Source organism: Pseudomonas sp. FSL W5-0203 (assembly GCF_001896155.1).
Taxonomy (GTDB): Bacteria; Pseudomonadota; Gammaproteobacteria; order Pseudomonadales; family Pseudomonadaceae; genus Aquipseudomonas; species Aquipseudomonas paracarnis.
This window is the reverse complement of record NZ_MPOR01000022.1, coordinates 1-13,125: the sequence shown is the minus strand read 5'-3', so window position 1 is coordinate 13,125 and position 13,125 is coordinate 1. Positions and strand designations below refer to the sequence as shown.

Here is a 13,125-nt window from a genome sequence, read left to right as displayed (position 1 = left end):
CTTAAAGATTGCGTGAGATGACCATGCGTTGAATATCGCTGGTGCCTTCGTAAATCTGGCAGACCCGCACATCGCGGTAGATCCGCTCCAGGGGAAAGTCGTTCAGGTAACCGTAACCGCCCAGGGTTTGCAAGGCGGCCGAGCAGACTTTCTCGGCCATTTCGGACGCAAACAGCTTGGCCATGGACGCTTCCACCAGCGCCGGCTTGCCACTGTCACGCAGGGCGGCGGCGTAATGCACCATCTGCCGGGCGACGGCGATCTGGGTGGCCATGTCGGCCAGGCGAAAGGCCACGGCCTGGTGTTCGACCAACGGCTTGCCAAAGCTTTCACGCTCACGGGCATAGTCGCGGGCCGCTTCGAAGGCGGCACGGGCCATGCCCACCGACTGGGAGGCGATGCCCACGCGGCCACCTTCCAGGTTGGCCAAGGCGATTTTGTAGCCCTCGCCCTCCTCGCCCAGACGGTTGGCCACCGGTACTTTCACGTCTTCAAACAGGATCTGGCAAGTGTCCGAGGCATGCTGCCCCAGCTTGTCTTCCACCCGTGCCACGGTATAACCGGGCGAATCGGTGGGCACGATAAACGCGCTGATCCCACGCTTGCCTGCGGCGGGGTCGGTGACCGCAAACACAATCACGATCCCGGCGTTTTGCCCGGAGGTGATGAACTGTTTGCAGCCGTTGAGTACATAGTGGTCGCCTTCAAGGCGCGCACGGGTTTTCAGGCTGCTGGCATCGGAGCCTGCCTGGGGTTCGGTCAGCGCGAAGGCACCGAGCATGGCGCCACTGGCCAGGGGCGTGAGGAACTGCTCTTTCTGCTGGTCATTGCCAAACTTGAGGATCGGCACACAACCCACCGAGTTGTGCACGCTCATGATCGTGGAGCAGGCACCGTCGCCGGCGGCGATTTCTTCCAGGGCCATGGCGTAGGCCAGGTAGCCAGTGTCGCAACCGCCCCACTGTTCCGGGACCAGCATGCCGAAAAAGCCCAGTTCGGCCATTTGCGCAATGGCCTCCTTGGGAAAACGATGCTCGCGGTCCCACTCGGCGGCGAAGGGTTTCAAACGTTCCTGGGCAAATTGCCGGGCGGCGTCGCTGATCTGCAGTTGTTCGTCATTGGGCAACATAGGTCATCCTCAATACAAGCATTCAACGGCCATGGCCGTGGCTTCACCGCCGCCAATGCAGATAGCGGCGACGCCACGCTTGAGGCCCTTCTGGCGCAGGGCCGCAAGCAACGTCACCAGGATGCGTGCGCCGGAGGCACCAATGGGGTGGCCCAATGCACAGGCACCACCATGCACGTTGACCTTGTCATGGGGAATCTCCAGCTTGCTCATGGTCACCAGGCTGACCACGGCGAAGGCCTCGTTGATTTCGAACAGGTCCACCTCGTCGAGGCTCCAGCCGGTCTTGCTCATCAGTTTGCGAATCGCCCCCACCGGCGCCACCGGAAACAGCCCAGGCTCATCGGCAAACGCGGCGTGCCCGTGGATCACTGCCAACGGCTTGAGGCCGCGCTTGAGCGCCTGGGACTCACGCATCAGCAACAACGCCGCGGCGCCATCGGAGATCGAGCTGGAGTTGGCTGCTGTCACTGTACCGCCGTCACGGAACGCCGGTTTCAGGCTGGCAATCTTGTCCAGCCTGGCTTTCGGCGGTTGCTCATCGTGCAGAATGGTTTTTTGTTCTTTGCCCACGGTGACCTGCACCGGGACGATTTCACTGGCAAAGCTGCCGTGGGTGATAGCCTCTTGTGCGCGGGTCAGGGAAGCGATGGCAAACGCGTCCTGAGCTTCACGGGTAAAACCATTGTGCTCGGCGCAGTCCTCGGCAAAGGTGCCCATCAGGCGCCCCTTGTCGTAGGCATCTTCAAGGCCGTCGAGGAACATATGGTCCAGCACCTTGCCGTGGCCCATGCGGTAGCCGCTGCGCGCACGGTCCAGCAGGTACGGGGCGTTGGACATGCTTTCCATGCCGCCCGCGATCACCACATCGACACTGCCAGCGCGCAGCGAATCGTGGGCCAGAATCGTCGCTTCCATGCCGGAACCGCACATTTTGTTGAGGGTGGTGCAGCGCGTGCCCTTGTCCAGCCCGGCGCCCAAGGCAGCCTGGCGAGCAGGCGCTTGCCCAAGCCCGGCGGGCAGTACACAGCCAAACAGCACTTCGTCGACGGCATCGGTGGCGATACCGGCACGCTCGACCGCCGCACGAATGGCGGCTGCGCCCAGTTGCGGCGCGGTCAGGCTTTTGAGGTCGCCCTGGAACCCGCCCATGGGCGTGCGCACGGCGCTGACAATAACAATTGGATCGTTCATAGCCATTGCTCCTATTTGGCGGCCATGCGCAAGGCACCGTCGAGACGGATCACCTCACCATTAAGCATGCTGTTTTCAATGATGTGGCGTACCAGCGCGGCATATTCGGCGGGTTTGCCCAGGCGTGGCGGGAACGGCACGCCGGCAGCCAGGGAGTTGCGGACTTCGTCGGTCATGCCGGCCATCATCGGGGTTTCGAAAATGCCGGGTGCAATGGTCATCACCCGGATACCAAAGCGCGCCAGTTCCCGCGCGGCAGGCAAGGTGAGGCTGGCGATCGCGCCCTTGGACGCGGCGTACGCAGCCTGGCCGATCTGCCCATCGAATGCCGCCACCGAGGCGGTATTAATGATGATGCCCCGCTCGCCGTCGGCATTCGCCTCGGTTTCAGCGATCGCCGCAGCGGCCAGGCGCAGCAGGTTGAAACTGCCGATCAAGTTGACGTTGATGACTTGGGCAAAGCTCGCCAGGCCGTGCGGGCCGTTCTTGCCGAGGATCTTCTCGCCACGCACGACACCCGCGCAGTTGACCAGGCCGTGCAAGCCCCCAAAGGCCTCGACCGCCGCCGTCACGGCCGCTTCTGCAGCGGCTTCCTGGCTGATGTCCGCCACGGCGCTGCGGGCATTGTCGCCCAGTTGCTTGGCCTTGGCAGTCACGGCGTCGGCGTTCAAGTCCACCAGCATCACCTTGGCACCCGCGGCGACCAGCATTTCGGCCGTGGCCGCGCCGAGGCCCGACGCGCCGCCGCTGACCAGGAATACCTTGTTTTCAATCTGCATCGTTGTTTCCTTTTAAAAGGGTCAAGCTACGGCCGCCTGGGCCTTGGCTATTTCCTGATTGCGCAAAATAAAGCGTTGCAGCTTGCCGCTCGGGGTCTTGGGCAAGTCGCTGACAAATTCGATTTCCCGCGGGTACGCATGGGCGGCCAGGCGCTGGCGCACATGCAGGCGCAGCTCTTCAGCCAGCTCCGGGGTGGCGCGGTATTGCTCGCTGATCACCACAAAGGCTTTGACCAGCTCAGTGCGCTCCGGGCAAGGCTTGCCGACCACGGCAGCCTCGACCACCGCCGGGTGTTCGACCAATGCGCTTTCCACGTCGAAGGGGCCCACGCGGTAGCCGGATGTAGTGATCACGTCGTCGCTGCGTCCGACAAAGCTGATGCTGCCGTCCGGGTTCAGCTCCACGGTATCGCCGCTGAGGTAGTACTTGCCGACGAACGCCTTGGTTTTCACGCCGTCGTACCCGGCAAACCAGCACATAGGCGATTGCTCGCGGTCGATGGCCAGGATGCCGGGTTGGCCGGCTGGCAGCTCCTGATGGTTGTCATCCAGCACCACGATGCGATGCCCTGGCGAGGCAAAACCCGCCGAGCCCACATGCACCGGATGCGCCAAACCATGGTGATTGCACAGCACCATGCCCAGCTCGGTCTGGCCGTAATGGTCGTGGATGGTCACGCCCAGGTGGTCGGCGAACCAGCGGATCACCTCTGGGTTCAAAGGCTCACCGGCGCTGCTGACGATGCGCAGCTTGCCCTTGATCGAACCGGCGAACTGTTCGCCACCGGCAATCAACAGCCGATACGCCGTGGGCGAACCGGTCAGGTTGGTGATCGCGTATTTATTGATGACCCGGCAGGTGCTTTCCAGGGTGAACGGGCCATCGTAGAAGGTGATCGGGTGCCCCATGGACAACGGCCCGGTCACGCCGAAATAGATGCCATAGGCCCAGCCAGGGTCGGCAACGTTCCAGAATGCGTCCTCGGGGCGCAAGTCCACGGCGTCGCGCATGTAGCCCTGGAACGCGACGATGGCCTTGAGCGGTACCGACAGCGCCTTGGACGGGCCGGTGGTGCCGGAGGTGAACATCAGCAGGAACGGCTCCTCTGCGCCCAGCAGCACCGGCTCGCAGTGAGAAGAGTAGCTGGGCAGTTCGGCCCAGAAGCTGTAGTCGCCCCGCACGATACCTTCGCCCTTGGCTCCGGCGACCGTGACGATGGTCGGGCAGTCGGCGACTTCCGCCAGCTTGGGACGGTTCACTGCATCGGTGACCACCAGCGCTGCGCCCGAGCTGTTCAAGCGATGTTCAATTGCCTTGGGTCCGAACGCGGTAAACAGCGGCTGATAGACCGCGCCGATGCGCCACGTCGCCAGCACGACCACCAACAATTCGGCAGTACGGGGCAACAGGCCCGCCACCTTGTCACCGCGCTTGACGCCCTGGGCCAAGAGGAAGTTGGCGAAACGCGCGGCCTGCTCTTGCAGTTCGGTAAAGGTTGACGTGGCGCTGCGTCCGTCCTTGCCCTCCCAGAACAACGCGATGCGCCCCGGCAACGCGTGACGGTCACAGCATTCCACGCAGGCATTGAGCGCTTGCAGGTTGCCGGCCAGTGCGGCGTCGACGGTGTGCTGGTAATCAAACTCGGTGGTGGCAGCCAAATACTCACGCATCGCTTCCTATCCTTCTGTGTTTTTATTTTCAGGACGTTTTCAACTCCAGAAAAGCGCTGAAATAGTCGCTCCAGAGCGGCGCAGCGGCAATGGTCAAAGCTTTCAACTTGGCTGACTGGTTTGGCCAGTCCGTAGCGAAACGCGGGGGGCTTTTTCGCTTTTCGGTGGGAGCGGGCTGGCCCGCGAAGGCGGTGGGTCAGTCACCACAGCTGTCACTGCACCACCGCTTTCGCAGGCAAGCCAGCTCCCACAGGGTTATGTACTGCCCGGCTCCCATGTTAGTCATTGAGTCGACTGATCAGGCGGTCGATCCAAGTGATTGGACGCGATGCATAGCAGCTTCTAATCTGAACGCCTGCACGCCACAGAAGCCCTCCATGATCGTTCGCCCTAAACCCAACGTCCTGGGTATCCTGTTCTCCCTCAAAGGCTCCATTGCCAAGCGCATTGCCTGGCGCAGCCTGCTGGTCACGCTGTTGGCCTCGGTCATCGTGCTGGTGGAAACCCTGCACCCCGCCTATTTTTCCAAGGTCAACGCTACGCCCTTCACCTTGTTGGGCCTGTCACTGTCGATCTTCATGAGTTTTCGCAACAACGCCTGCTACGACCGTTGGTGGGAGGGCCGCAAGCAACTGGGACAAATGGTCATTGACGTGCGCTCGCTGATTCGCGAGACCCAGGTGCTGGGGGACACCGCCGAGCGTGCTGGCCTGCTGCGCGGCCTGTGCGGTTTTGCCCATGGCTTGGTCGCGCATTTGCGCCATGAAGATCAAGCCCGGGCGATACACCCTTGGATCAGCATGCCAGTGGGCCACCCCAACTTGCCGGACAGCGTGCTGCAAACGGTCGGTGCGCGCTTTTCGGTCCTGGCACAACAGGGCGTGATCAGCGAATGGCGCTACACCCAACTGGAAGCCCGGCTAGTCAGCCTGAGCCAGGTGCAGGCGGCATGCGAGCGCATCAAGACCACGCCACTGCCCTTTCCCTACACCCTGCTGTTGCACCGCACCATTTACCTGTTCTGCATCTTGCTGCCATTCGCCATGGCCGAGCCACTTGGCTGGTTGACGCCAGTGTTCACCGCGATTGTCAGCTACACCTTCTTTGGCCTGGATGCGATTGGCGACGAATTGGAAGACCCCTTCGGCTTCGACGAAAACGACTTGCCGTGTGATGCTATCCTGCGGACATTGGAGCGCGAGATCCTCGCCGCCCTTGGTGAAGTCAACCTGCCGCCAGCGTTGGAGCCAGCGGACTACGTGCTGACCTGACGCGGGTTTGACACTCGCCTCGCACTGACCGAAGCTTGGAACTTTGCTGCCCAAGCTTTCGGACGCCTGCATGTCAAAGTCACGCCGTTACTCCATCATCGGCCTGTGCGCCCTGTTGTTGATCGTACTGATCACCTGGTTTTTCTCCCGCACCCCTGCAGTGGCCGTACCCCCAGCCATCGCCCATGGCTATTCCAAGGCCTTGAAGCAGGCGCATAACGGCGAGCCCGGCGCCGCACGTGTGTTGTACCAACAGTTGGGCCGGCCGGACCTGTCGCCCGAGCGCCGCGCCGCCTTGCATGCTGAGCTGCCCAATTACCCCAGCCCCCAGGCGCTGAAGCTGGCCGATAAAGACCTCGCCAATGAGTCGGCGCTGGTGCGCGAAGCCGCTATTCACAGCATCGTCGGCCTAGTGCCCACTGGCCAGCGCACCTTACTGCTCGGCCCGGTGCTGGACGATCCGGAACAATCGGTGCGCTTTGCCGCCGCCAACGCCTTGCTGGGCCTGTCGCCCGATACACTGGGTTTGTACTTTGGCCCACTGCAGCAGGTGCTCGATGAATTCGTGACAACGCTCAAGGCCCAGCCCGAAACCGCTGAAGGCTGGATTCAATTGGCGCGCCTGTACATCCACAGCGCCCTGCTGCCGGAGGCGCAAAACGCCCTGGAGCAGGCAATGCGCTTGCAGCCGGACAACCTGCAAGCGGTGGTATCGCAAATCGAACTGCTGGACAAGCAAGGCAAGACCGACGAGTCGCGCCAACTGCTGGCCCGGCAACTGGCGGCGCATCCGGAGTCGGCCTACCTGCAACATGCCTTGGGCATGTGGCTGTTGCACCATGGCGAGCGCCCCTACGCCCTGCTCGGCCTGTCCAAGGCGGTGGAGCTTGCGCCGGACAACCCGGATTATCGCTATGACCTGGCCACCACCCTGCACGCCCAGGACGAAGTAGAGGCGGCCCAGCGCCAGTTGGAAGAAATCGTCCAGCGGCATCCCGCCAATCGCAAAGCCCGCGTGTTGCTGGTCAATTACTGGAAAGAGACCGGGCAGTTGCAGAACGTTCAGGTGCTGCTCGCCCAACTGGAGCAACAGAACCCGGATGATCCGGCGCTACAACAGGGCCTCTGATAGGCGATCAGCTCAGCACTGCAAAAAAACGTGTAAAGCGACCTCTCTTCGTACAATTCATCCAAAACGTTGAACCGCTAGTGGCCACTACGGTCAAGTGAATATGGCACGTCCCAGTCGGCGTGCCCCTCTACTTGTACGTGACCTGAGGGCACTTCTTGAGTACATCCAAACAGCTGTTGAGTGAAAAGGCGGCCACCGGCGTCGAAGGTCTTGATGACATTCTTGCCGGGGGGCTATCGCGAAGCCACGTGTTTTTGCTCGAAGGCGAACCCGGCACCGGTAAAACCACCGTGGCCCTGCATTTTCTGCGGGCCGGTGCGCAGAACGGCGAACGTTGCTTATATATCACCCTGTCCGAAACCGAGCACGAACTGCGCCAGGGTGCCAAATCCCACGGCTGGGACTTGGATGAGCATATTCATATCTTCGAGCTGACCCCACCGGAAAGCCTGCTCAACGCCGATCACCAGCAAAGCCTGCTGTACTCCTCCGACCTGGAGCTGGGTGAAGCCACCCGCCAGATCTTTGAAGTGGTAGAGCGGGTCAAGCCGACCCGCGTGGTGGTCGACAGCCTGTCTGAGATCCGCCTTCTGGCGCAAAGCTCGTTGCGCTATCGCCGGCAGATCCTGGCGATCAAGCACTACTTCGTGCGTTATGACGCCACCGTGTTACTGCTGGATGACTTGACCACCGAATCCCTGGATAAGACCGTGCACAGCGTTGCGCACGGGGTGATTCGCCTGGAGGAGCTGACGCCCAACTATGGCGCCGAGCGTCGGCGTATCCGTGTGGTCAAGTACCGGGGCCAGAAATACCGTGGCGGCTTCCACGACTTCACCATCATGGGCGACGGCATTCACGTATTCCCGCGCCTGGTGGCGGCCGAACATCGCGGCGGTTACAACCGTCAAACCTTGAGCAGCGGTATCGAGGAGTTGGATTCTCTGCTCGGCGGGGGGATCGAGACCGGCTCCAGCAGCCTGATTCTCGGCCCGGCCGGTACCGGCAAGTCTTTGATCTCGATGATCTTCGCTGCCGCCGCCGTGGCCCGTGGCGAAAAGGCTGCGCTGTTCATCTTCGATGAAGAGCTGGGCCTGCTGTTCGAGCGCATGAAGAACATGGGCATCGACCTCGCCGCCTTACGAGACACCGGAAACCTGCTGATCGAACAGGTCGACGCGGCCGAACTCTCCCCCGGCGAATTTTCCCACCGGGTTCGCCGCTGCGTGGATGAGCGCGGTATCAAGACCGTGGTCATCGACAGTATCAACGGCTACCAGGCGGCCATGCCCGAAGAAAACGCGCTGATCCTGCATATGCATGAACTGCTGCTGTACCTTAACCGCCGTGGTGCAGCCACCTTCATGACGGTGGCCCAGCACGGCCTGGTCGGCGACATGCAGACGCCGGTCGACATCACCTACCTGGCCGACACCGTGATCTTGCTGCGTTATTTCGAGGCCCTGGGTAAAGTTCGCCGGGCCATTTCGGTCATCAAAAAAAGAACGGGCTCCCACGAGTCGACCATTCGTGAATATCGCATCGGCAGCCGCGGTATGACGGTAGGTGTACCCCTGGATAACTTCCAGGGTGTGCTGCGGGGCATTCCAACCTATATGGGTGCCGGCTCCCCTCTGCTCAAGGATGAGGGCTAGTGCCGGCCCTGTCTCCCGTCTACGAGCGTGCCATCGTGCTGGCGCCCATGGGCCGCGATGGCTCATTGGCGCTGATGATGCTTAACGAAGCCGGCTACAGCGGGATTGTCGCCAACAGCCTGGCCGCTCTGTGCGAAGAGCTGACGCAAGGCGCCGGCCTGCTCATCATTGCGGCTGAGGCACTGCGTGGCGTCGACCTTGAGCCGTTACTCGAGCTGTTGCATCAGCAACCGGCCTGGTCCGACCTGCCTATCGTGCTGATGACCCAGCATGGCGGCAAAGAGCAGAACGGCTCGACGCGGCTGAGCGGCTTGCTGGGCAACGTCACGTTTCTGGAGCGGCCGTTCCATCCCATCACCTTGATCAGTCTGGTGAGCGCGGCCCTGCGCGGTCGACGGCGCCAGTACGAAGCGCGGGACCGGTTGATTGACTTGAGCGAGAGTGAGTTGCGTCTCCAGCGCACTTTGGAAACGCTTGAGCAGCAAGTGGAGGAACGCACCGCCCAACTGCGTCACAATGAAGAAGCCCTGCGTCAATCGCAGAAAATGGAAGCCGTTGGCCAGTTGACCGGGGGTATCGCCCATGACTTCAACAATATGCTTACCGGCATTATCGGTAGCCTGGAACTGCTACGCCGACGTGTGTCCCGGGGCAAACTGGATGACCTGGACAGCCTGATCGACCTGGGCGTGACCTCGGCCAACCGCGCGGCGAGCCTCACCCATCGACTGTTGGCGTTCTCCCGTCGACAATCACTGGACTCCAAGCCTGTGCAGATCAACCAGTTGGTCACGTCCATGGGCGAATTATTGCAACGCAGCATCAACGAAAGTATCAACCTGGACATGCGCCTGAGCGACGCCTTGTGGACGGCCGAGGCCGACCCGAACCAGCTCGAAAGCGCCCTGCTCAACCTGGTGATCAACGCGCGCGACGCCATGCCCACGGGTGGCACGCTGACCGTGGAGACCACCAATCGTCACCTCGACAGTGTCTTTACCGCCGCCTACGGCACCTTGACCCCGGGCGACTACGTAGAACTGAGTGTCAGCGACAACGGTTGCGGCATACCGCAACACCTGATGGATCGCGTGTTTGATCCGTTTTTTACCACCAAACCCATCGGCCAAGGCACCGGTCTTGGGCTGTCGATGATCTACGGCTTCGCTCGCCAGTCTCGTGGGCATGTGACCATCCACAGCGAAGTCGGCAAAGGTACGACGGTCAGTTTGTTCCTGCCGCGCTTTATCGGTGAGCCCCAAGCTCAGGAGCCGCTCAACCCGACATTGCTGCCGTTTGCCAATGCAGGGGAAACGGTGTTGATCGTCGAGGATGATCCCGCAGTTCGGGTGTTGGTCAGCGCGGTGCTCAAAGAACTGGGTTACGGGTTTATCGAGGCTGGGGACGCGAATGCGGCGGTGCCGATCATTGAATCCGAACAGCGCATCGACCTGATGATCAGCGACGTCGGTTTGCCGGGGATGAACGGCCGACAACTGGCGGAAATCGGCCGGCAGATTTGTCCGGAACTCAAAGTATTGTTTATTACCGGATACGCCGAGCACGCCGCGGTGCGGGGTGGCTTCCTGGACCCGGGGATGCAACTGATCACCAAGCCTTTTACGTTTGATTTGTTGACGGCCAAGGTGCGGGAGATGATCCAGGCGTAGAGCGGCCACATGTGGCAATAAGTCGTCACGGTTTAGCAGGCAGCAGATGGAATCGATGTGAGTTTTTTTCCACATACGTTGGCGAATAACGCACTACCCACATCGACCAGGAATATTTCTGATGACTGCCATTTCCAATTCACGCTTTTCCGAGCTTTATACGCCCCAACTGGCAAGCGCCGTTCCACAACCGCAATCTGCCCGCCTCGAGGTCGCGACAGAGCTTCCGGGAACAAGACAAACCTCTCTGCAAGATAAGGATCAGTGGTTAGCCAGCATATACGGTGGTACGTTGCGAGATTTGTTGGGTGACAATCAAGACTATCGCGAAGTTGAAGTTGACAGAATCCCGTAGAATTCGTCCTTAGGGCAGACGCGTGCGCTGATGCTTAAACTACTTGGAAGCCCTGCGTTCAAGGACTGGGCCAAGCAGAATGATGTAGACCTATCAAAGCCGCTTACTATCAATGTCGACAGCGGTACCCTCGACGTCACGACCACGGGGGCCAAACAGCGAAACCCCTTCGACTTTTCACCGCCCACGCCCACCGCCAAATCCTTGGATATTCACAGCTTTACGGGTTGGCCCCTGCTCATGAGTGTTGCCAAAACGCTGGCAGGCCCCGGCAATGTCGTAAGTTTCGATACCGCATCCACCGCGACCACCGCAACGATCGCAGACATCGCACGGTTTCATGGTCATGCCGTGCCCTCCGACCGCATACTATCGCCTTCTCAGCGACAGGCATCCATCCAGCAGCTACTTGATAAACTGCAGGATCCGGATTCTGACACCTACAATGAGAGGTTTAATTTCCCTCCCCAGCAATACCTGAATAATCAAGTGTCGGAGTTGGGGGATCTGAACAATCGAAATGCCGTGATTGGGGTAATATCAAACGTCGTAAACGAAAAAGCTAAGGACCTTGAGGACCTGGAGGCCGAGCTCCAATTCTGGCAAAAAAGATCTGGTTACGAAGAAACTGTCGAAGAGCTCAAGCTAACCATTAAGCAGCGGTTGCAAAGTGTTCTGGATACGCCAGTTGAGATAGATCCCACCTCTTCCTACTTCCGGGACCACAATCTGAAACCGGATGTGGCGGTGACGCTGCGCGACTACCTCGTAGGGCATGGCGTATTGCTTCCAACTAATGCGTCGGAGTTAAAGAACATTGCGCAGTCGTTGGCAAACCCTCCCATTGAAAAACCGGCGCATGGCAATCTAGGTGGGGCGCACTCATGGCCAACGCCGATGAGCAATGATGATCGGCGTGCACTTGCCGCCATGACCAGTAAGTTTTTGGAAGGTCAGCCAGAAAACACCTTGCTCGCCTATTTGACCCGTGGAATTGATTATCAGCAGGGTCTTTCCGAAGACTTTCGGGATAATCGCAGTCGCGCCATTGACAGAGTCCTCGGGTTTTCCAATGTTCAGAAATTCGCCCTCGCCGCTGAACGTGAACTTGGCGAAATTGCATCGCCTAACGTGATCGCTGATTGGATGTTGACAGCGCTCTACGACTCGTTGGACCCCCTCAGCATCAACGCAACTTCACCCGATTCGAACAGGACTAAAGTTGCAGGCTTCGACCTGGCCAACATGAACCTCTCCGGAATGAACGCCCAAGACATATACGCAACGCTGTCTGATCACTTGCGCGAAACCGGAGTGACGAACCATTACAACGGCGTGCTGGCCATGGAAGTTCTATTGGCCCGCAAGGCTCCGGAACTCCTGGTCAAAGACATACCCGAAACATTGACCAAGGGTACCCACTCTTGGGTCAGTTTCGTTACGGCAGTAGCCCGTATAGAGGCTGAGGCTCCTGGCTCGACCAGCCGAATGACGTATGCCCAAGTCATGATGCGACATGAACTGGCGCCAATAACGCTGGCAGACAAACTGGTTGAGCAGCAGGCTCAAACGGACGCCCTGAAAGACTGGGGCGTTTACAATGGTGTGCTGACCAGGAGCAGCACAGATCAATACTCAGAAGAAGATATGGCAAAGGTGCGCGCTGCATTCAATGAGCAGATGCATCAGTTGAATGAGTCTTCCAAGACGTTTGCGACGCCGTTCCCTGTGCTGCATGAAATGGCAGTGGCCAGCATCAAAGAGCAAAATCCGCACTTGTCGGAAGAGCAAATCAAACGAAAAGTGCTGACACCAAAGGACTCTGGCTTTTTGGAGTTTCCAGGGCCCTACTCATTGGTGGATATATTGATTAACGCGGAGCGACACCATAAGGATGTCGCTTTGGATAGCTATACATCCAGCGATAAAGATATCGACCTTAGCACCATCGCCTTGCGAAAATTTACAAACAGCTTCGTAGTGTCTACCTTCGAAGCACAGCTTTCTGTTTTATTCGATCGCTTTGAACGAGCCACGCAAACGCAAGTCAAGAACTTGATTTCCAAACTCCCTGTTGAGGATCGGAAGATAATTGAGCATGGGAACGTTACGGTTTCTAAAGAAGTAGACGTTTCGTACGAAGCTTACTCGCAGGTACAAAAAAGAAAAGACTGGCGGTTGCAGGAGCTGAGTGCAACACGGTTATTGAATTGAAGCCGGAGCATCATGCCGCATTGCCATGGAATTTTGCATGACCTCTCCCATCACC

General features: G+C 59.5%; 10 protein-coding genes. 6 read left to right on the top strand and 4 right to left on the bottom strand.

The window, feature by feature from the left end; genetic code table 11:
- Window position 1: 1 nt before the first annotated feature.
- Genes BOP96_RS18800 through BOP96_RS18785 form a run of 4 tightly spaced genes read right to left on the bottom strand, consistent with a single transcriptional unit; the run spans window position 2 to window position 4,773 of the window.
- Window positions 2-1,129, bottom strand: a complete 1,128-nt coding sequence (locus BOP96_RS18800; protein ID WP_019817058.1) for an acyl-CoA dehydrogenase — start codon at window positions 1,127-1,129, stop codon at window positions 2-4.
- A gap of 9 nt (window positions 1,130-1,138) precedes the next feature.
- Window positions 1,139-2,323: an acetyl-CoA C-acyltransferase gene (locus BOP96_RS18795; RefSeq protein WP_032903056.1), complete on the bottom strand. Its 1,185-nt coding sequence runs from the start codon at window positions 2,321-2,323 to the stop codon at window positions 1,139-1,141.
- An 11-nt stretch (window positions 2,324-2,334) separates the two neighbouring features.
- Window positions 2,335-3,102, bottom strand: coding sequence for an SDR family NAD(P)-dependent oxidoreductase (locus tag BOP96_RS18790; protein ID WP_060767419.1), 768 nt, complete (start codon window positions 3,100-3,102; stop codon window positions 2,335-2,337).
- Window positions 3,103-3,123: 21 nt separating this feature from the next.
- Window positions 3,124-4,773 (bottom strand): AMP-binding protein, encoded by a 1,650-nt coding sequence (locus BOP96_RS18785; RefSeq protein WP_014718478.1) that lies wholly within the window; start codon window positions 4,771-4,773, stop codon window positions 3,124-3,126.
- A 377-nt stretch (window positions 4,774-5,150) separates the two neighbouring features.
- Here BOP96_RS18785 and BOP96_RS18780 point away from each other — a divergent pair, with 377 nt between their 5' ends.
- The 6 genes from BOP96_RS18780 (at window position 5,151) to BOP96_RS18760 (ending at window position 13,070) form a co-directional block, all read left to right on the top strand.
- Window positions 5,151-6,044 (top strand): bestrophin family protein, encoded by an 894-nt coding sequence (locus tag BOP96_RS18780; protein WP_014718479.1) that lies wholly within the window; start codon window positions 5,151-5,153, stop codon window positions 6,042-6,044.
- 70 nt (window positions 6,045-6,114) lie between these two features.
- A complete protein-coding gene (locus tag BOP96_RS18775; RefSeq protein ID WP_003191245.1) occupies window positions 6,115-7,173 on the top strand; it encodes a tetratricopeptide repeat protein in 1,059 nt (352 codons plus the stop codon).
- A gap of 158 nt (window positions 7,174-7,331) precedes the next feature.
- Window positions 7,332-8,831: an ATPase domain-containing protein gene (locus BOP96_RS18770; protein WP_014718480.1), complete on the top strand. Its 1,500-nt coding sequence runs from the start codon at window positions 7,332-7,334 to the stop codon at window positions 8,829-8,831.
- The gene (locus BOP96_RS18765; RefSeq protein ID WP_073453660.1) at window positions 8,831-10,501 is read left to right on the top strand and encodes an ATP-binding protein; all 1,671 of its coding nucleotides are present in this window, start codon (window positions 8,831-8,833) and stop codon (window positions 10,499-10,501) included. Before BOP96_RS18770 ends, BOP96_RS18765 begins: the two co-directional genes overlap by 1 nt.
- Before the next feature lie 121 nt (window positions 10,502-10,622).
- Window positions 10,623-10,856 carry a hypothetical protein gene (locus tag BOP96_RS30120; protein WP_175562997.1) on the top strand — a complete coding sequence of 78 codons (234 nt, stop codon included), beginning with the start codon at window positions 10,623-10,625 and terminating at the stop codon, window positions 10,854-10,856.
- Between the two features lie 30 nt (window positions 10,857-10,886).
- Entirely contained in the window at window positions 10,887-13,070 is a 2,184-nt protein-coding gene (locus BOP96_RS18760) for a hypothetical protein (RefSeq protein WP_175562996.1), read from the top strand.
- The last annotated feature ends 55 nt before the right edge of the window (window positions 13,071-13,125 follow it).

Coding starts and splice junctions, on each gene's coding strand:
- BOP96_RS18800 (WP_019817058.1), bottom strand. CDS start 1,129: ATGTTGCCCAATGACGAACAACTGCAGATCAGCGACGCCGCCCGGCAA.
- BOP96_RS18795 (WP_032903056.1), bottom strand. CDS start 2,323: ATGAACGATCCAATTGTTATTGTCAGCGCCGTGCGCACGCCCATGGGC.
- BOP96_RS18790 (WP_060767419.1), bottom strand. CDS start 3,102: ATGCAGATTGAAAACAAGGTATTCCTGGTCAGCGGCGGCGCGTCGGGC.
- BOP96_RS18785 (WP_014718478.1), bottom strand. CDS start 4,773: ATGCGTGAGTATTTGGCTGCCACCACCGAGTTTGATTACCAGCACACC.
- BOP96_RS18780 (WP_014718479.1), top strand. CDS start 5,151: ATGATCGTTCGCCCTAAACCCAACGTCCTGGGTATCCTGTTCTCCCTC.
- BOP96_RS18775 (WP_003191245.1), top strand. CDS start 6,115: ATGTCAAAGTCACGCCGTTACTCCATCATCGGCCTGTGCGCCCTGTTG.
- BOP96_RS30120 (WP_175562997.1), top strand. CDS start 10,623: ATGACTGCCATTTCCAATTCACGCTTTTCCGAGCTTTATACGCCCCAA.
- BOP96_RS18760 (WP_175562996.1), top strand. CDS start 10,887: ATGCTTAAACTACTTGGAAGCCCTGCGTTCAAGGACTGGGCCAAGCAG.